At 65.1% G+C, this 17,695-nt stretch carries 19 protein-coding genes; 8 read left to right on the top strand and 11 right to left on the bottom strand.

The genetic code is table 11. From position 1 onward, the window contains the following. Positions 1-16 precede the first annotated feature (16 nt). From KK488_RS11990 to KK488_RS11965, 6 genes are all read right to left on the bottom strand, one after another. A complete protein-coding gene (locus KK488_RS11990; protein WP_214623812.1) occupies positions 17-451 on the bottom strand; it encodes a lysozyme inhibitor LprI family protein in 435 nt (144 codons plus the stop codon). Further along, positions 448-660 (bottom strand): hypothetical protein, encoded by a 213-nt coding sequence (locus KK488_RS11985; protein WP_214623810.1) that lies wholly within the window; start codon positions 658-660, stop codon positions 448-450. Before KK488_RS11985 ends, KK488_RS11990 begins: the two co-directional genes overlap by 4 nt. Beyond that, positions 657-1,655 (bottom strand): biotin synthase BioB, encoded by a 999-nt coding sequence (gene bioB / locus KK488_RS11980; RefSeq protein ID WP_214623808.1) that lies wholly within the window; start codon positions 1,653-1,655, stop codon positions 657-659. The genes KK488_RS11985 and bioB overlap by 4 nt, the downstream gene beginning before the upstream one ends. Positions 1,656-1,777: 122 nt before the next feature. Further along, positions 1,778-3,061 carry an O-acetylhomoserine aminocarboxypropyltransferase gene (locus tag KK488_RS11975; RefSeq protein WP_214623806.1) on the bottom strand — a complete coding sequence of 428 codons (1,284 nt, stop codon included), beginning with the start codon at positions 3,059-3,061 and terminating at the stop codon, positions 1,778-1,780. Between the two features lie 106 nt (positions 3,062-3,167). Continuing rightward, positions 3,168-3,944 (bottom strand): enoyl-CoA hydratase-related protein, encoded by a 777-nt coding sequence (locus KK488_RS11970; RefSeq protein WP_214623805.1) that lies wholly within the window; start codon positions 3,942-3,944, stop codon positions 3,168-3,170. Next, positions 3,944-5,125: an acetyl-CoA C-acyltransferase gene (locus KK488_RS11965; RefSeq protein WP_214623803.1), complete on the bottom strand. Its 1,182-nt coding sequence runs from the start codon at positions 5,123-5,125 to the stop codon at positions 3,944-3,946. Before KK488_RS11965 ends, KK488_RS11970 begins: the two co-directional genes overlap by 1 nt. Before the next feature lie 157 nt (positions 5,126-5,282). Between KK488_RS11965 and KK488_RS11960 the strand changes: the two genes are divergently transcribed. Continuing rightward, positions 5,283-6,686 carry a helix-turn-helix domain-containing protein gene (locus KK488_RS11960; protein ID WP_214624030.1) on the top strand — a complete coding sequence of 468 codons (1,404 nt, stop codon included), beginning with the start codon at positions 5,283-5,285 and terminating at the stop codon, positions 6,684-6,686. A gap of 82 nt (positions 6,687-6,768) precedes the next feature. Then, a complete protein-coding gene (locus KK488_RS11955) occupies positions 6,769-7,287 on the top strand; it encodes a response regulator (protein WP_349356883.1) in 519 nt (172 codons plus the stop codon). A 21-nt stretch (positions 7,288-7,308) separates the two neighbouring features. On the opposite strand, the gene KK488_RS11950 is transcribed toward KK488_RS11955, so the two are convergent. The 5 genes from KK488_RS11950 to pgi form a co-directional block, all read right to left on the bottom strand. Then, the gene (locus tag KK488_RS11950; RefSeq protein ID WP_214623799.1) at positions 7,309-8,169 is read right to left on the bottom strand and encodes a class I SAM-dependent methyltransferase; all 861 of its coding nucleotides are present in this window, start codon (positions 8,167-8,169) and stop codon (positions 7,309-7,311) included. Between the two features lie 76 nt (positions 8,170-8,245). Beyond that, positions 8,246-9,589: a glutathione-disulfide reductase gene (gor, locus tag KK488_RS11945; RefSeq protein ID WP_214623797.1), complete on the bottom strand. Its 1,344-nt coding sequence runs from the start codon at positions 9,587-9,589 to the stop codon at positions 8,246-8,248. 329 nt (positions 9,590-9,918) lie between these two features. Continuing rightward, positions 9,919-10,494 (bottom strand): carboxymuconolactone decarboxylase family protein, encoded by a 576-nt coding sequence (locus tag KK488_RS11940; protein WP_214623795.1) that lies wholly within the window; start codon positions 10,492-10,494, stop codon positions 9,919-9,921. Between the two features lie 186 nt (positions 10,495-10,680). Further along, positions 10,681-11,205 carry a nuclear transport factor 2 family protein gene (locus tag KK488_RS11935; protein WP_214623793.1) on the bottom strand — a complete coding sequence of 175 codons (525 nt, stop codon included), beginning with the start codon at positions 11,203-11,205 and terminating at the stop codon, positions 10,681-10,683. 266 nt (positions 11,206-11,471) lie between these two features. Continuing rightward, positions 11,472-12,986: a glucose-6-phosphate isomerase gene (pgi, locus tag KK488_RS11930; RefSeq protein ID WP_214623791.1), complete on the bottom strand. Its 1,515-nt coding sequence runs from the start codon at positions 12,984-12,986 to the stop codon at positions 11,472-11,474. A gap of 198 nt (positions 12,987-13,184) precedes the next feature. Here pgi and lepB point away from each other — a divergent pair, with 198 nt between their 5' ends. The 6 genes from lepB (at position 13,185) to KK488_RS11900 (ending at position 17,693) form a co-directional block, all read left to right on the top strand. Further along, the gene (lepB, locus tag KK488_RS11925) at positions 13,185-14,003 is read left to right on the top strand and encodes a signal peptidase I (RefSeq protein WP_214623789.1); all 819 of its coding nucleotides are present in this window, start codon (positions 13,185-13,187) and stop codon (positions 14,001-14,003) included. Positions 14,004-14,031: 28 nt separating this feature from the next. Further along, entirely contained in the window at positions 14,032-14,703 is a 672-nt protein-coding gene (gene rnc, locus KK488_RS11920) for a ribonuclease III (RefSeq protein ID WP_214623787.1), read from the top strand. Between the two features lie 83 nt (positions 14,704-14,786). Beyond that, on the top strand, positions 14,787-15,074 hold the full coding sequence (locus KK488_RS11915) for a GIY-YIG nuclease family protein (RefSeq protein ID WP_214623785.1): 288 nt from the start codon (positions 14,787-14,789) through the stop codon (positions 15,072-15,074). 43 nt (positions 15,075-15,117) lie between these two features. Continuing rightward, entirely contained in the window at positions 15,118-16,023 is a 906-nt protein-coding gene (gene era, locus KK488_RS11910; protein WP_214624029.1) for a GTPase Era, read from the top strand. A 197-nt stretch (positions 16,024-16,220) separates the two neighbouring features. After that, positions 16,221-17,105 carry a beta-keto acid cleavage family enzyme gene (locus KK488_RS11905; RefSeq protein WP_214623784.1) on the top strand — a complete coding sequence of 295 codons (885 nt, stop codon included), beginning with the start codon at positions 16,221-16,223 and terminating at the stop codon, positions 17,103-17,105. A 132-nt stretch (positions 17,106-17,237) separates the two neighbouring features. Beyond that, a complete protein-coding gene (locus tag KK488_RS11900) occupies positions 17,238-17,693 on the top strand; it encodes an SRPBCC domain-containing protein (RefSeq protein ID WP_214623782.1) in 456 nt (151 codons plus the stop codon). Positions 17,694-17,695: the final 2 nt, after the last annotated feature.

Raw genomic sequence — 17,695 nt, 5'->3', positions numbered from 1 at the left:
GTTAACGTGGTGCCCTTCAATGCCGGTAATTCGCCGCCATGTCCTTGAGCTGCTTCGTCCGCGCCCGGGTCACCTCGGCGAGGCAGCCGCTGATCATCATCGGCTCGGCGCTTCCGCCCCGCATCGCGTAGCCCTGCGCCCGGCATTCGAGATCGCGGAACCGGATCCAGGCCCGCTGCGCCTCCAGCAGCGCCGCATAATAGCCCGGCCGCCCGTCCCTTGGCGCATAGCCGGCCTTGTCCTGCGCGTGCATGACTGCAGCTGTCGCGGACCATTGCCGATTGAGCTCGGCATCGGCTTTCCTGGCGTCTTCTGCTGCGCAGAGGTTGATCTCCATCTGCGTCTGCGGATCATGACATTTGAGCGCGGGCGCGGCGGTCGCTGCGTCGGGCACCGACAGAATGGCGAAGAAACCAAATCCAAGAAACGCGATGCCCGTCCGGCCCGTCATTGCATCCGGCTCTCGATACGGACGCGGAACCAGCGCAGCAGGCCGACCCCGGTCATCACGCATATCGCCAGCGCGACATAGACGACGATCTTGGGCGCGCTTGGAGCGAAGGACAGGAGATAGATGATGGCCCAGATCATCGGGATCAGCACCAGCACCGTGGCGACATAGGCCGCGAGGATGACGAGCGCCTTCCTGCCCAGGCTCACTCCGCCGCCTCCTCGATGTGCGCGTGGGGCGCGGCCTGCATCGGCGTGATGCCCAGGCGGGCGAACATGGCGCCGTCCTTGTCGTCGCCCGCGTTGGGCGTGGTGAGCAGCTTGTCGCCGGTGAAGATGCTGTTCGCGCCGGCCATGAAGCAGAGCGCCTGGCAGGCTTCGCTCATGCTCTCGCGCCCGGCCGAGAGGCGGACCATCGAGGCGGGCATGGTGATGCGCGCCACCGCCACGGTGCGCACAAACTCGATCTCGTCGATCTTCGCCAGCGGCGTGCCCTCCAGCATGTCGCCCAGCACCGTGCCCTTGACCGGCACCAGCGCGTTGATCGGCACGCTCTCGGGGTGGGGCATGGTCGCCAGCGCGTGGATGAAGCCGACGCGGTCGCTGCGGGTCTCGCCCATGCCGACGATGCCACCGCAGCAGACATTGATCCCCGCCGCGCGCACGGCTTCCAGCGTCTCGATCCGGTCCTCGAAGCTGCGCGTGGTGATCACTTCCGCATATTTCTCGGGGGCGGTGTCGATATTGTGATTATAGTAATCGAGGCCCGCCTCGGCGAGCATGCCGGCCTGTTTGGACGTCAGCATGCCCAGGGTCATGCAGGTCTCCAGGCCCATGGCGCGCACACCCTTCACCATCTCGACCAGCGCTGGCATGTCGCGATCCCGGGGATTGCGCCAGGCCGCGCCCATGCAGAACCGGCCCGAGCCATTGTCCTTGGCCTGCGCCGCCATCTGCAGGACGCCGCGCACGTCCATCAGCTTGGTGGCCTTCAGACCGGTTTCGGCATGGACGGACTGGTTGCAATAGCCGCAATCCTCCGGGCAGCCGCCGGTCTTGATGGACAGCAGGGTCGAGAGCTGCACCTCGTTGCGCGGGTGGCGCGCGCGGTGGATCGTCTGCGCGTCGTGGACGAGGTCCATGAACGGCAGATCGAACAAAGCGGCGATCTCCTCGCGGGTCCAATCGGTGCGTGGCTCAGTCATTCAAAAATCTCCGTTCGGGCTGAGCTTGTCGAAGCCCTGTTCTTCCTCTTTTTCAAGAAAGAAATACGGCCCTTCGACAAGCTCAGGGCGAACGGCGTTTCATTCGGTCGTTCGCAAGGGGGTCAAATCTGATCCAGCGCCTGCGACAGGTCGGCGATGATGTCGTCGATATGCTCGATGCCGACCGAGACGCGGACCACGTCCGGCCCGGCGCCGGCATCGATCAGTTCCTGCGCCTCAAGCTGGCGGTGCGTCGTCGAAGCCGGATGAATGATCAGCGAGCGCGTGTCGCCGATATTGGCGAGATGGCTGAACAGCTTGACCGACGAGACGATCTTGACGCCCGCCTCATAGCCGCCCTTGACGCCGAAGGTGAACACCGCCCCGCCCTTGCCGCCAAGGTATTGCTGGCAGAGCGCCTGATATTTGTCGCCGGGCAGCGCGGCATAGGAAACCCAGTCCACCTTGGGATGCTGCTGCAGCCACTGCGCCAGCGCCAGCGCGTTGCTGCAATGCCGCTCCATGCGCAGCGCCAGCGTCTCCATGCCGGTCAACGTCAGAAAGGCGTTCATCGGCGCCATGGCCGGGCCGAGATCGCGCAGGCCGAGCACGCGGCAGCCGATGATGAAGGCTATCGGGCCGATCGGCGCCAGCGCGTCGTTCAGCACCATGCCGTGATAGGAGGGGTTCGGCTGGGTCAGCGAGGGGTAATTGCCCGACTTCGCCCAGTCGAACCTGCCCGAATCGACGATCAGCCCGCCGATCGAATTGCCATGGCCATTGAGGAACTTGGTCGTCGAATGCACGACGATGTCCGCGCCATGCTCGATCGGGCGGCAGAGGATGGGCGTCGCCAGCGTATTGTCGACGATCAGCGGCACGCCCGCATCATGCGCGACCTTGGCGATCGCGGCGATATCCTGCACCACGCCGCCCGGATTGGCGAGGCTCTCGATGAAGACGCAGCGCGTCTTGTCGGTGATGGCGGCCGCGACGTTTGCCGGATCATCGGCGTCGACGAAGGTCGAGGTCCAGCCGAACTTCCTGAAGCTGTGGCCGATCTGGTTGAGCGAGCCGCCATAGAGCTTCTTGGCCGCGACGATATGGCAGCCCGACTCCATCAGCGTGTGGAAGGCGATGAACTGCGCGGCATGGCCCGAAGCGACGGCGAGCCCGGCGACGCCCCCTTCCAGCGCCGTGATCTTGTCCTCCAGCACCGCATTGGTGGGGTTCATCAGGCGGGTATAGACATTGCCGAACTGTTCGAGATTGAAGAGCCGCGCGGCATGATCGACATCGTCGAACACATAGGAAGCCGTCTGGTAGATCGGCGTGATGCGGGCATTGGTGGTCGGATCCGGCGCGGTCCCGGCGTGAATGGCCAACGTGTCGATCTTCTGCGTCATTGACGTCCTCCCTTTGCGCGGCGCCGGACGGCGCGCAGACGATCCGTCTATGCCCGAGGGTCGTGCCCGCGTCTTGTATGGTTTCGTCGGTCCATGATTATAGATCTCATTGCCCGCGAAAAATCGGCGGTCGCTTCTGGACGAAGGCTGTCACGCCTTCCAGGAAATCGGCGGTGCGGCCGGCGCGCGTCTGGTTGCCGGCTTCCTGCTCCATCGTCTCGGCGAGCGTCTGGTTGAGCGCGGCGGCGACCTGTTTGCGGATGAGGCCGATCGCGATCGTCGGCCCGGCAGCCAGCTTGCGGGCGATGGCCAGCGCATCGGGGAGCAGGAAGCTATCGTCGACCACGCGCGCCACGAGGCCGGCATCCTGCGCCTGCTGCGCCGTCATCTGCTCGCCGAGCAAGGCCATTTCCAGCGCCTTGGCCCGGCCCGCGCTCTTGGCGATCAGCCAGGTGGCGCCCGCATCCGGCACCAGCCCAATATTGACGAAGCCGAGTTGCAGATAGGCGGAGCGCGCCATGACCACGATATCGGCCGCCAGCGCCAGCGCGACACCCGCCCCCACCGCAGGGCCGTTGACCGCGCTCACCACGGGAATGTCGAGCGCCGCGATCCGATCGAACAGCGGATGATAATATGCGGTCAGCGTATCGCCGAGATCGGCGGTCACGCCGCCATCGCCGGCCAGATCGGCGCCGGAGCAGAAAGCACGGCCGGCGCCCGTGATCAGGACCGCGCGGGCGCCCGCGGCGACACCCTCGTCGAGCGCGGTCAACAGCCCGGCAAGCAGGTCGGTCGAGAGCGCGTTCAGCCGTGTCTGGCGATCAAGCGTCAGGGTCAGGACGCCTTCATCGAGGGCCGATTGGAGGATGACTTCGGACATCAGAGCAGTTCCACGGCCATCGCCGTCGCCTCGCCGCCGCCGATGCAGAGCGACGCGACGCCGCGCTTGCCGCCGGTGCGCTCCAGCGCCGCGAGCAGGGTCGCGAGAATGCGCGCGCCCGAGGCGCCGATGGGGTGGCCCATCGCGGTGGCGCCGCCATGGATGTTCACCTTTTCGTGTGGAATAAAGAGATCGTGCATCGCCGCCATCGTCACGCAGGCGAAGGCCTCGTTGATTTCGAACAGGTCGACATCGGCGACGCTCCAGCCTGTTTTGGCGAGCAGCTTCTCGATCGCGCCGATCGGCGCGGTGGTGAACTGGGCAGGCAGCTTGGCGTGGGCGGCATGCGCGACGATCTGCGCGACGGGGTTCAGGCCCTTCGCGTCCGCTACCGACGCCCGCGCCAGCAGCAGCGCGGCGGCCCCATCCGAGATGGAGCTGGCATTGGCGGCGGTGATCGTCCCGTCTCTGGCGAAAGCGGGGCGCAGGCCTGGGATCTTGGATGGGTCGCTTTTCAGCGGCTGCTCGTCCCTGGCGATCGTCTCGCTGCCCTTGCGGGTCGTGACGTCAACGGGCACGATTTCCTTGTCGAACCAGCCATTTGCTTGTGCTTTTTGAGCGCGTATGAGAGACTCGATCGCATAGGTGTCCTGCCCTTCGCGGGTGAACTGATAGTCCCGCACCGTGGCCTCCGCAAACACGCCCATCGCCTTGCCCGGCTCATAGGCGTCCTCCAGGCCGTCGAGCATCATATGATCATAGATGGTGTCGTGGCCGATGCGGGCGCCGGCACGATGCTTCTTCATGAGATAGGGCGCGTTGGACATGCTCTCCATGCCACCGGCCACGATGATGTCGGCGGAGCCGGCAGCGATCGCATCAGCCGCCATCATCGCGGCCATCATGCCGCTGCCGCACATCTTGTTGACCGTCGTCGCTTCGACATGGTCGGGCAGTCCTGCGCCCCGCGCCGCCTGCCGCGCAGGCGCCTGTCCAAGACCGGCGGGGAGCACGCAGCCCATGTAGCAGCGCTCGACGGTCGCAGGATCGACGCCCCCGCGCTCGACGGCAGCACGAACGGCAGCCGCTCCGAGCTGCGTGGCACTGGCGGGCGCAAGGCTGCCCTGGAAGCTGCCCATCGGGGTGCGGGCATAAGAGAGGATGAGGGTGGGATCAGACATGACAAGCTCGTCCTAAGATGCTGGGTCGCGGCTCGATCGGGGAGCCTGCGGATGATTGCGCATTCATAGGCAGCCGGTCCCACTATGTCGATCAGTGCCGGCGCTTTCTGATCTTTGCGAACTTGCAAAATGGCATTTCGCAAACTACGCCATGCCGATGCCCCGCGGCACGCGCCTCTTCGTCGGCCAGAAGGTCCGCCAGCTGCGGCGCTACGCGCGCATGGACCAGGCGGCGATGGCGCGGCTGTTGGGCATTTCCATCTCCTATCTCTCCCAGCTCGAAAATGACGACCGGCCCCTTACCGCCAAGGTGAAGGCGGCGCTGGCCGGCGCCTTCCCGCTCGACTGGTCCGGTTTCGACGAGCGGCCGGAAGAACAGCTTCTCGGCGCGTTCAACTGGGCGCTCGCCAATCCGGGCCTCGGCTCGCCGCCACCCGATCCCGAGCGGGCGGAGCGGCTGCATCTGCACTATCCCGATTTCGCGGCGCGCTATGTCGAGCTGCATCACGCCCTGCGCCAGACGCAGGACCGGCTTGCCATGGTCGAGGAGGCAGCGGCGGATGGCGCACGGGCGCCCTGGGATCTTGTACGCGACTGGTTCCACGAGACGGACAATTACGTCCATGCCCTCGACATCGCGGCGGAGGATCTGAGCCGCCAGCTCGGGCTGGAGGGCATGGGTAATGAGGCGCGACTGATCGACGCCCTGTCGCGACGCCATGATTGCCGCACCCGGTTCAGCGCGCGCGACGCCGGCACGTTGCGCGCCTATGACGCCGCGACGCGGGAGCTGACGGTCCGCGCCGCCCTCCCTCCGCCGAGCCGCGCCTTCCAGCTCGCCAACCAGCTCATGCAGCTCGAGCTTGACGCGCAGATGGCGGAGATCACGGAGGAGGCCGGGTTCGGCGATCCGACGACCGAGCAGCTCCTGCTGCTCAGCCTTGCCAATTATGCCGCCGGCGCGCTGCTCATGCCCTATGGGGCTTTCCGCCAGGCGGCGCGCGATCTGCGGCACGATGTCGAGCCGCTCGCCACCCGGTTCGGCGTCAGCTTCGAGCAGGCATGCCACCGCCTCGCGACGCTGCAGCGTCCGGGCCTGCGCGGCGTCCCGTTCTTCTTCTGCCGCGTCGACATGGCCGGGAACATCATCAAGCGCCACAGCGCCACACGGCTCCACTTCGCGCAGTTCGGCGGCGCCTGCCCGCTCTGGAACGTGCATGAAGCCGTGGCGATTCCGGACCGGATCCTCGTGCAGCTTGCCGAGATGCCCGAGGGGACGCGCTACGTCATCATCGCCAGAGGACTGGTCAAGCCGTCGGGCGGCTATGGCCGGGCGCCGCGCCGTTACGCGTTGGCACTGGGCTGCGAGGTCGAGCATGCCTCACATGTCATCTACGCCGATGGTCTGCGCCTCACCGACGAAGCGGCTCCTACGCCGATCGGCCCCTCGTGCCGCCTGTGCCCGCGCGAAACCTGCGGGCATCGCGCCTTTCCACCGCTCGACCGGCCGATTCGGATCGATCCGGCGCGCCGCGGGATACTCCCCTATAGCGTCGGTTAGGCGGCTCAACGCTTCGTCTCAAACGGCTAAACATCTTCGGCCCGCGCCCGTCCTTCAACTCAAGGACGAGAAGGACCAGCAGATGAAACATATGAGCGTCTATATTGTCGACGACTCGCTCACGATCCGCGCGATGATGCAATCGCTGATCGAGCGGAACGCGGCCTTCGACGTATGCGGGTTAGCCGCCGACGTCGACGACGCGCTTGACGAGATCGCCGCCATCCGGCCGGACATCGTCCTGCTGGACCTGGCCCTGCGAAGCCGGCATGGCTTCGCTTTCCTCGACGGGGCACAGGAGCAGATCCGCGATCCCTGGAACGCCATGAAAGTGATCGTGGTTTCAAGCTCCGCCAAGCGCGACGCCGCCGTCTGCGCACAGGCATTCGAGTATGGCGTGGTCGCCTGCTTCGACAAAAGCTGCCTCTGCTCCCAGTCCCTGACTTTCCTGACACTGTTGAGGGAGGTCAGCCGTGACAGGGTGCGTCGCGACCAATATGCCGGCTCGGCCGTGACCCTGCCCGAAGCGGACGACGACATCAGCGACTTCATGCCGCCGTTGCCGTCACCCCGCCTGCCGAATGCGCTGACCTTTATCTAGGCGGCTACGAGCCGTCCCGCCTCAGGCGGCCGCGCGCTGGTTCGCCTGCCGCGCGGGCAGGAAATCGTCCATGTTCGCGAACTGGTGCGGGTAGACGAATTCATTAACCGACATGGGCAGCACGAAGCCCTCGGGCACACCGGCACGGACATAATTTCCGAAGAAATTGTCCGGCATCGTCATGAACTCATGCACGGCGCCGATCGGCGCATAGTTGAGATCGAGGCCGAACACGGCATAGAGCGCCATGTCGACAAAGTTCATATGCTTGGGGCTGCCTCGCAGATGCGTGTCCTGCGTGATGATCGCGCAGAGCTGCTCGCGGACATAGGACAATGACGCCATGTCCATCACCACCTGATTGAAGGCATGCGCGCCGTCGTGATGCACGATCGTCTGTTGCGGCCGCTCTTCCATCATCACGTGGCGGACGTAGCTCGGCAGATCGCCGTGGAACATGCGGATGCGGTGGGCGAGATGCGGATACATGCGGCGCGCGCGCTCGTAGGCGTAGCGCAGATAGACGTCGCTCGTATCGACGAGGTCGAGGTCGCACCCGAAGGGCTCGATGCAGCCGGCCAGGACGGAGGTCGACCCGCCCATATAGACGCCGACCTCGACGACGCGGGAGAACTCGCCGTGGAAATCCCGGAGCGTCCGGACGATGTCGAAATAATATTGGGCGGTGCACTGATCCTCGCAGGTCAGCTCGACCGCATCCAGCCGATCGATGATCGCGTCGAAGATGCGATTCTGGCCCCTGAACTGCCTGACGTCGTCAAGCGCGCGCGCACCGGTGAAGGTTCGGATCCCAAGCTTGAGATTGGGCTCGGCCAGCGTCTCGAGGTCTCGGTCGGGCGTCAGGAAGGTGCCGAATGTCATATGCGGGTCCTCGCTTTGGTCGCGAGGACGATAGGAGCGCATGGTTAACGGACCGTTGACCATGCGCTCGCCCCGTTCAGCGCATCAGGACCAGTTCTTCCGCCATGCTCGGGTGGAGCGCGACGGTCGCGTCGAAATCCGCCTTGGTGAGGCCCGCCTTGACCGCGATCGCGGCCGCCTGGAGGATCTCGGGCGCGTCCGGCGAGATCATGTGGATGCCGACCACCTGATCGGTCTCGGCATTGCAGACCAGCTTGTAGAGGCTGCGCTCGTTGCGGCCGGCCAGAACATTCTTCATCGGGCGGAAATCGGACGTGTAGATCTTGACCGAGCCGAGCTTGTTGCGCGCCTGCGCCTCGGTCATGCCGACCGCGCCGATCGGCGGATTGGAGAAGACCGCCGAGGGGATGCAGCCATAATCGACGGTGCGCGGATTGTTGCCGAACACGGTGTCGGCAAAGGCATGACCCTCGCGGATCGCGACGGGCGTGAGCTGCACCCGATTGGTGACGTCGCCCACCGCATAGATGCTCTCGACATTGGTGCGGCTATACTCGTCCACCTTGATCGCGCCCTTCTCGATCTCGACGCCGGCCTTGTCGAGGCCGAGCCCGTCGATCTTGGGTGCGCGCCCGGTCGCGAAGAGCACGAGATCGGTCTCGATCGGATCGCCAGTGCCGGTGAACACCTTGAGCGAGCCGTCCGCCTGCTTCTCGATCTTTTCGCAGGTGGCGTTGAAGCGAAACTTGAGGCCCTTGGCGAGGCTGATCTGGAGCAGCCTGTCGCGGATCTGCTCGTCATAGCCGCGCAGCATCTGGTCGCCGCGCAGCACCAGGGTCACGTCGCTGGCGAACTCGTGGAAGATGCCGGCGAACTCATTGGCGATATAACCGCCACCGAAGATGGTGACGCGCCTGGGCATGGTCTCGAGATGGAAGACCTCGTTGGAGGTAATGGCATGCTCGGCGCCCGGAACGTCCGGGATGACCGGCCAGGCGCCCGTCGCGACGAGGATATATTTCGTGGTGACGAGCTTGCCGCTGGCGAGGCGGACCTCGTGCGGCCCCTCGATCGTCGCGCGCTCGTGGAACGTCGTGACCTTGTTGTTGTCGAGCGTCTGCTGATAGAGGCCCTCCAGACGGCTCACCTCGGCAATGACATTGTCGCGCAGGGTCGGCCAGTCGAACGCGCAATCGGGGACTTTCCAGCCGAAATTGCGCGCGTCCTTCAGATCCTCGGCGAAATGCGCGCCATAGACGAGCAGCTTCTTGGGGACGCAGCCGCGGATGACACAGGTGCCGCCGACCTTATGCTCCTCGGCCACCGCAACGCGGGCGCCATGGCTCGCCGCGACTCGCGACGCGCGCACGCCGCCGGACCCCGCGCCGATCACGAACAGGTCGAAATCATAGTCGCTCATGAAAATTCCCTACCACCGGATGATGTCACGGCGCGCATATGGGAGCGCGAAGGCCCGGCGGCAAAGCAATTTTGCTAATGACGTTGATAGTGTCCGGCGATGAACGTGTGAACTTCCGCGTGATGATCGCATGAGAGAAATGGGGGATTCCTCCCATTTTTCGCCTCGAACCTTCACGAACATCGCACATATCGCGCATGGTGATTTTCGAAAAGTCCGGGCGCGACACAGCCGCCGGTGCGCTGATGCGGTCGGATGATGGACGGTTCAAAGAGCGGAAAGTCGCAAGCCTGACATCCGGGCTTGTTGTAGGACAAGATTATCCGTCCTCATGGCCGCAGATCAAGATCCGGATCGATCGGGGCGCCATTCTCCAGCTCGATGCCCAGCGTGTTCAGGAACATGCCGACGAAGGTGTAGAGCCCGACGGCGAAGATGGCGTCGATGCACTGCTTGTCGTCGAAATGCTTGATGAGCTCTGCCCAAACATCGTCCGGCACGAACTGATCGGCGACGAGCGCATCGGCCGTGGCGACCAGCGCCGCGTCGCGCGGGCTCCAGCCGCCTTCCTCGACCGGCAGCCTGAGCGCGGCAATCTCTTCCTCGGTCACGCCGGCGCGGCGACCGAGAAGGACGTGATAGTGCCATTCATAGCCGGACCGGCAGCGCCAGGCCGTCCGCATGATCAGGATCTCCTTGTCGCGCGGCGCCAGCGTATTGCTCGGCGAGTTGAAGACATAGACGCCGAGCGGATTATAGGCCTTGAGCGCTGCGGCGTGGCGCAGCATCGTGCGCGTGATGCCGATGTCCCCACCATTGGCGCGATAGGGCGCGACGGCCGCGTCCTGCTCGGCATCGAGCTCATCGTCCCGCAAGGGCGTCAGCCGGGGCTTGTGTGTTCGCATGATCCTCTCCTCCGATGGACTGACCGGCGACGCCGGTTCACCGACCGCCCCCCGGGCGGATCGACATTCAAGTTTCCCGAAAGCAGCCGGCGTCCTCTTTCATGGAGTGACGCCGTGACGAAAAGGGATGCAACTCCCCGATTTGCCGCCCGACCCCGGGGGCGGTCGCCTCAGGTCGGCAGCGCCTCAGCCCTGCTTCGGTGGCAGGGCATATTTGCTCGTCGGGCCGAACTGCAGTGATTGCCGCATGTTCGGGAAGACATGGACGCGCGACTTGAAGCGCCATCCCTTGTCGGTCTTCACATAAAAATCCTCATAGCCGCCCTGCGGCTCGTTGCGCATCGGATCCTCGTCGAGCTTCATCGCGAGCAATTTGCAGCGGCCCCAGGCGCCGCCCGGCCGTGGCTCGATGATCAGGTTGCAGATGATATGGGTGCTGGTGCCGAAACGGGCCGGCTGGCGACCATCGGGGCCGCCTCCGGCTGCGGTGGCGAGCTCATCGCGCGTGCGCGCGAACGTCGTGCCGGGATCGCCCCATTTCTCGGACACGCCGAATGTCCCGTCCGGGGTGTAGAGATCGGCATAGCCGTAGCCGTCGCCCTCATAATCATCGATCTCCATCGCGTAGCGCGCATTCAGCTGCTGGATGTCGATATAATCCTGCGTCGTCAGCGTCGGCGTTTGCGCACCGGACTCGGTTGGGTCACTCATGTCGGCTGCCCTCTTCCTAATTCAACTTTTGGGATAAATTGTTCCGTGGCCAGCTATTTCTTGCGGTCGCCGCGCTGTCAATCGAGTCGACTGAATCCGCGCGGGAATTTGGGTTCGGGCTTGGCGCCAGAGGCAGAACTCCGGCCCTGCGGCGGGAGCTCCGCCCGATAGCGGACGATCAGGACATGACGACTTAACGAGCCCCTCCTCTGAAGAGGAGGGGCTTATGACTGCTTTCCACCGGCAGACATTCATTGGATTGCGCCCTACCCCAGCGCGCGCTCGATCAACGCCATGGTCGAGGGGTCGAAGCCCCTCGCCCCGTCCTTCTCGATCGACCTAGCGATCTCCTTGCCGAGCTCGACGCCGAACTGGTCGAAGCTGTTGATCTGCATGAGGATGCCGTTGGTGAAGGTGCGGTGCTCGTAGAAGGCGATCAGTGCGCCGAGCGCGTGGGGGGTGAGCGCGTCGAGGAGGATCGTGGTCGAGGGACGGTTACCGGGATAGGCGCGCGCGGGATCGGCGGCATTCTCTCGCCCCTGCATCAGCGCGGCGCCCTGCGCGAAGCAATTGACCAGCAAGGTCTGGTGATGGGCGGGATCGAGCGCGTCGCCCGCTTCCGTCACGGCGATGAACTCGACGGGGACGATGTGGGTGCCCTGGTGGAGGAGCTGGAACACGGCATGCTGCGCGTCCGTGCCGACTCCGCCCCAGGTAATCGCGGCGGTATGGCCATAGGTCGGCGTGCCGTCGGCCTTCACCGACTTGCCGTTGCTCTCCATTTCGAGCTGCTGGAGATAGGAGGGCAAGAGCCGCAGCCGCTCGTCATAGGCAAAGACGGCGCGGGTCTGGCAGAGCATGACGCGCGAGTAGAATTGATCGACGAAGGCGGCGCGCACCGGCGCATTCTCGCGCAGCGGGGCGTGGCGGAAATGACGGTCCATTGCCGCCGCGCCCTCCAGCAGCGCCTCGAACCCGTCCCAGCCCAATGCCAGCGCGGCAGGAAAACCGATCGACGACCAGAGCGAGTAACGCCCGCCGACGCTCTCCGAAAAGCCCAGGATACGCGTCTCGTCGACGCCCCATTCGATCGCCTTGTCCGGCGAAGCGGTGAGCGCGATCACCTGGCCATAGGGATCCTCGACGCCGGCTTCCTGCATCCACTCGATGGCGCTGGCCGCGTTCAGCATCGTCTCGGTGGTGGTGAAGGTCTTGGAGGCGACCACGAGCAGCGTGTGGTGCGGATCGAACCGGGCCATCGCCTCCTCGATCGCGACGCCGTCGACATTGGAGACGATCGCAACGTCGTAGCGGCCGGCGTCACGCGCCAGAGCGTCGACCAGCAGGTCCGGCCCCAGCGCCGAGCCGCCGATGCCGACATGGAGGATATGCCTGATCTCGCCGAGCGCGCCGGCCTCGATCACGTCGACGAGCGTGCGCATGCGCCGCTGGTGCTCGCGCGCGGCCGCAACGCTCTCGGCATTGCCCTCGCCGCGCTCGGCGGTGTGCTCGACGGCGCGGCCCTCGGTGGTGTTGATCACCTCGCCGGCGAACATGGCGGCCCGCATGCCGGTGAAATCGACAGCCGCCGCCAGTTCCTCGAACGCGACGAGACTGGCTTCCCACAGATGCGTCTTGGAGAAATCGAAGCGCAGGCCGCTTTCCTCGACGAGATGCTTCGGCAAGCGATCGGCATCCTCCTCGAACAGGCCGCGCAGATCCGGGACGGCGATCCCCTTGAGCTGGCTCCAGCAGTCGGCGATCTTGGCTTGGTCGAGCATGAGGGGAGGCTCCGTGGTCGGTTGCTGAGGGTGGCTTATCGGCTTCGCGGGACTTTTGCACGTGCGAAGGGACGAACTGTTCCGGGCGAAAAGAGGAAGAACGGGCCTCGCTCTCGCGCTTGACGTGCCGGGCGGCGGCTCGCAAAGACACGGCGCCGCATGACACAATCCGTTCCCAGCCACGAAAGCCCAATCTTCATGTCCCAGAAGTCCGAAACCTGGGATCTGATCTCGTTTCTGGTGAAATTGGCCCTGGTCGTCGTCCTGTTCCGCTCACTGCTCGTCTCGCCGTTCAATATCCCCTCGGAATCTATGCAGCCGCGGCTGCTGATCGGCGACTATCTGCTCGTGTCGAAATGGCCCTATGGCTATTCGCGCTACAGCCTGCCTTTCCATCCGCATCTGTTCGACGGCCGCATCCTGGGCAGCGTGCCCGAGCGCGGCGACGTCGTCGTCTTCGCCGCGCCGCGCAATCCGGACGAGGACTGGATCAAGCGCGTGATCGGCCTGCCGGGCGACTATATCCAAGTGCGCAGCGGCATCGTCTTCCTCAATGGCCAGGCGATCCCCAAGCGGCGCGTTGCCGATCTGGTCATCCCGGTCAGCCCCAACATGGTCGCCGCCGCACGAAACGAGCGGGCGCTCTCGCCCTGCTTCCGGGAGGAATTCGAGTTTTCCGACGCCATGGGCGCGCGCCATTGCCGCTATCCGCGCTATCGCGAGACGCTGCCCAACGGAAAAAGCTATGAAGTGCTGGACCTGATCGACGGACCGGCCGACAATACCGGCGTCTATGTGGTGCCGAAGGGACATGTCTTCGTGATGGGCGACAATCGCGATCGCAGCGCCGACAGCCGCATCTCGGTGGAGAGCGGCGGGGTCGGCGCGCTGCCGATGGACCATCTGGTCGGCCGTGCGATGGTCAGCTTCTTCTCGACCGACGGGTCGGCCAGCCTGCTGCTGCCGTGGACCTGGTTCGGCGCCACCCGCCCCGAGCGCATCGGGGAAGGGTTTTGAGGGCGCGGATTTTCAGGGATCGGGGCTTTTGAGCGGCGGCAGTCTTCGCGAGTGGCTGAGCGGGCTGATCGGCAGCCCGCCGGGTAATCTTGCGCCCTACGAGCAGGCGCTCACCCATGGCAGCGCCAGCGCTGTCAATTATGAGCGGCTGGAGTTTCTCGGCGACCGGGTGCTCGGCCTCACCATGTCCGACTGGCTCTACGCGCGCTTTCCCGACGAGAAGGAAGGTCAGCTCTCCCGCCGCTTCAACCAGCTCGTCGCGGGAGACGCCTGTGCGGCGATCGCGCGCGAGATCGGCGTGCGCCATTTCCTGCGCCTCGGCAAACAGGCGCGCGACGACGGCGCGATCGACAGCGACAATGTGCTGGGCGACGTCATGGAGGCGCTGATCGGCGCGCTCTATCTGGACGCCGGGATGGAGGCCGCGCGCGCGCTGGTGAAGCGCCTGTGGGAGCCGATGGTCGAGGGCCAGGCGAGCGCGCCCAAACATCCCAAGTCGGCACTGCAGGAATGGGCGGCGGCGAACAACCGCAAGCCGCCGGACTATGCGCTGATCGACCGCAGCGGGCCGCAGCATGCGCTGCGCTTCACGGTGAGCGTCTCCATCAACGGCGCGGGCGAGGCGCGCGGCGAAGGCAGCTCGAAGCAGGAGGCGGAGACAGCGGCGGCGCTGGCCTTGCTGGAGCGGCTGGAGGGGTAACGCCGCGTTTCCTCACCCCCCTTCTCTCATCATCCGTTCGCCCTGAGCTTGTCGAAGGGCTCTCCTTGTTCTTTAATTCGGCGATGCCCTTTTGGACCTACATGCTCCACTGCGCGGACCGCAGCTTCTATGTCGGGCACACGGACGCGCTCGATCAGCGGATTGCACAGCATGACCAAGGCGTTGCCAGCGCCCACACTGCGACACGCCTGCCGGTCAAGCTGGTCTGGTCGCAGGAATTTGGCACGCGGGCCGAAGCGCTCGAGGCAGAACGCAAACTTAAGGGATGGAGCCGCGCGAAGAAGCTGGCGCTAATCCGAGGTGACTGGGCATTGATATCGGCGCTCGCGAAAAAGAAGCAAGAGAAGTAGAGCCCTTCGACAAGCTCAGGGCGAACGGAGTTATTAGTTGGTTATCGAAGGAATCTCCACGCAACGTTGCGGCATCATCGCCGTCGTCGGCGCCCCGAATGCGGGCAAGTCGACATTGGTCAATGCGCTGGTCGGGCAGAAGGTGGCGATCACCAGCCCGAAGGCGCAAACGACACGGGTGCGCGTGATGGGCGTGGCGCTGGAGGGCGACACGCAGCTCGTGCTGGTCGACACGCCCGGCATCTTCGCGCCGGGGCGACGGCTCGACCGGGCGATGGTGCAATCGGCCTGGGGCGGGACGCAGGACGCGGACCTCATCGCGCTGGTGGTGGACGGGCGCGCGGGATTGGGGCCGAAGATGGATCCGATCCTCGACGGGCTGGCCAATCGCCGCGAGGTGAAGTGGTTGATCCTCAACAAGGTCGACATCGCCGCCAAGGAGAAGCTGCTGACTCTGACGCAGAAACTGCACGAGCGCGTCGCCTTCGCCGAGACTTTCTACGTCAGCGCGAGCACGGGTGATGGGCTGCCGGAACTCAAGGCGGCGATGGCGAAGGCCATGCCCGAAGGCCCGTGGCATTTCCCGGCCGATCAGGTCTCCGATGCCACCGACCGGCTGCTGGCCGCCGAGATCACGCGCGAGCAGCTCTATCACCAGCTCCACGAGGAATTGCCCTATCAGAGCGCGGTGGAGACCGAGCAATATAAGGAACGCGGGGACGGATCGGTCGAGATCCACCAGCAGATCCTTGTCGCCCGGCCGACGCAGCGCGGCATCATCCTGGGCAAAGGCGGCCAGCGCCTCAAGGAGATCGGCTCCAAGGCGCGCGCGGAGCTCAGCGCGCTGCTCGGCGTGAAGGTGCACCTCTATCTCCACGTCAAGGTGAAGGAAGGCTGGGACGAGGACCGGCAGGTCTATCGCGACATCGGGCTGGATTGGGTGGAGTGACCGCCTCTTTAGCCCCTCCCCTTCAGGGGAGGGGTTGGGGTGGGGCTGCAACGTTTCAGATCGCTTCGCGACACCCACCCCCTACCCCTCCCTTGAAAGGGAGGGGTGAATTTGGAACGTTCGTCCTCAATGGCTTGACCCTGCCCCCCCGATTGGGCAGCAGGCGCACGAGATCGCGCCAATTGCAGGAGAGAGACATGAGCAACCGCCGCATGGTCACCATCGCCCCGACCGGGGGCACCTCGATGAAGTCCGCCAACCCGGCTCTCCCGACCCAGCCCGACGAAATCGCGCGCGACGTCATCGCCTGCGCCAAGGCCGGCGCCGCGATCGCCGCGATCCACGCCCGCCGCCCGGACGACCAGGCGACCTGCAACGCCGCCATCTATCGCGACATCAACGAGCGCATCCGCGCCGGCTGCGACATCATCACCAACAACTCGACCGGCGGCGGCAATACCGGCGACATGCTGGAGCCGCGCGCGGACGGCCGGTTCGAGAATAATTTCGAGGAGCGTCTGAAGGGCACCGACGGCGGTGCGGAGATGTGCACCTTCGATGGCGTGACCGTGGTCGACACGATGGCCGGACACGACGTGCTGGTGCTCACCCCGCCGACGCGCTGCGAGGAACTGGTCAAGACGATGATCGACAAGGGGATCAAGCCCGAGTGGGAAGTCTTCTCGCCCGATCACATCCTGCAGGACGTCACGCGCCTCATCGAGAAGGGCTACGACAAGCCGCCTTACTACATCAACATCGTGCTGGGCGGCGAGAAGGGCTTCCAGGGCGCCATGCCCTACAGCATGGACATCCTCAATTTCATGGTGAAGTGCCTGCCGCCCCAGTCGATCTGGTGCATTTCGGGCATCGGCCCGGCGCAGTTGCCCGCGACCACGCAGGCGCTGCTGATGGGCGGCCATGTCCGTGTCGGCCTGGAGGACAATCATTATTATGCGCGTGGGCAGAAGGCGACCAACCTGCAGCTCATCGAGCGCCAGGTACGCATCATGAGCGAGCTCGGCTACGAGCCGATGTCGCCGGCGGAATCGCGCGACCTGCTGGGGCTGAAGCAGCTCTAGCGCCCGAATTTCGATAAACTGGTCCGTTCGCCCTGGGCCAGTTGAAAGGCAATTCCTCTCGATGCCAAATCACGCGACGGCGACAAATGTCGGGCTGGCATTCCGCCACGACGTCCGTGCGCGGGACGAGTGATGCCCGGCCGGGTTGATCGCGCCGAACGGCTCGTCAAGGTGCCGCCCCCGCGCACCTATGCGGCCTTCCTCGACAAGGCGGCAGTCATACGCTGGCTTCCGCCCGAGGGCGCGCGCGGCATCATGCATGGCTTCGAACCGCACCCTGGCGGCGCGTTTCGCATGACGTTGGTCTTCGAGAAGGCGGCGGGCAAGACCACGGAAGACAGCGACACGATCGAGGGACAATTTGTCGAGCTGACCCTCAACGAACGGATCGTCTGGCGGTTCACCTTCGCCTCAGCCGATCCCGCCTTTGCCGGCACGATGACGATGCGCTGGACCTTTGCTCCGGCGGCCGGCGGCACTCTGGTCTCAGTAGCGGCCGAGGATGTGCCGCCCGGCATCGATCCGGCGGACCATCAAGCCGGCATGACCTCGTCGCTCGACAAGCTCGCCGCCTTCCTGAACGGCTGACG

Origin of the sequence: Sphingobium nicotianae (assembly GCF_018603885.1) — a bacterium.
In the GTDB taxonomy this organism is placed as follows: domain Bacteria; phylum Pseudomonadota; class Alphaproteobacteria; order Sphingomonadales; family Sphingomonadaceae; genus Sphingobium; species Sphingobium nicotianae.
The sequence above is the reverse complement of the archived record's forward strand: the minus strand, read 5'-3'. Positions and strand labels throughout refer to the sequence as shown.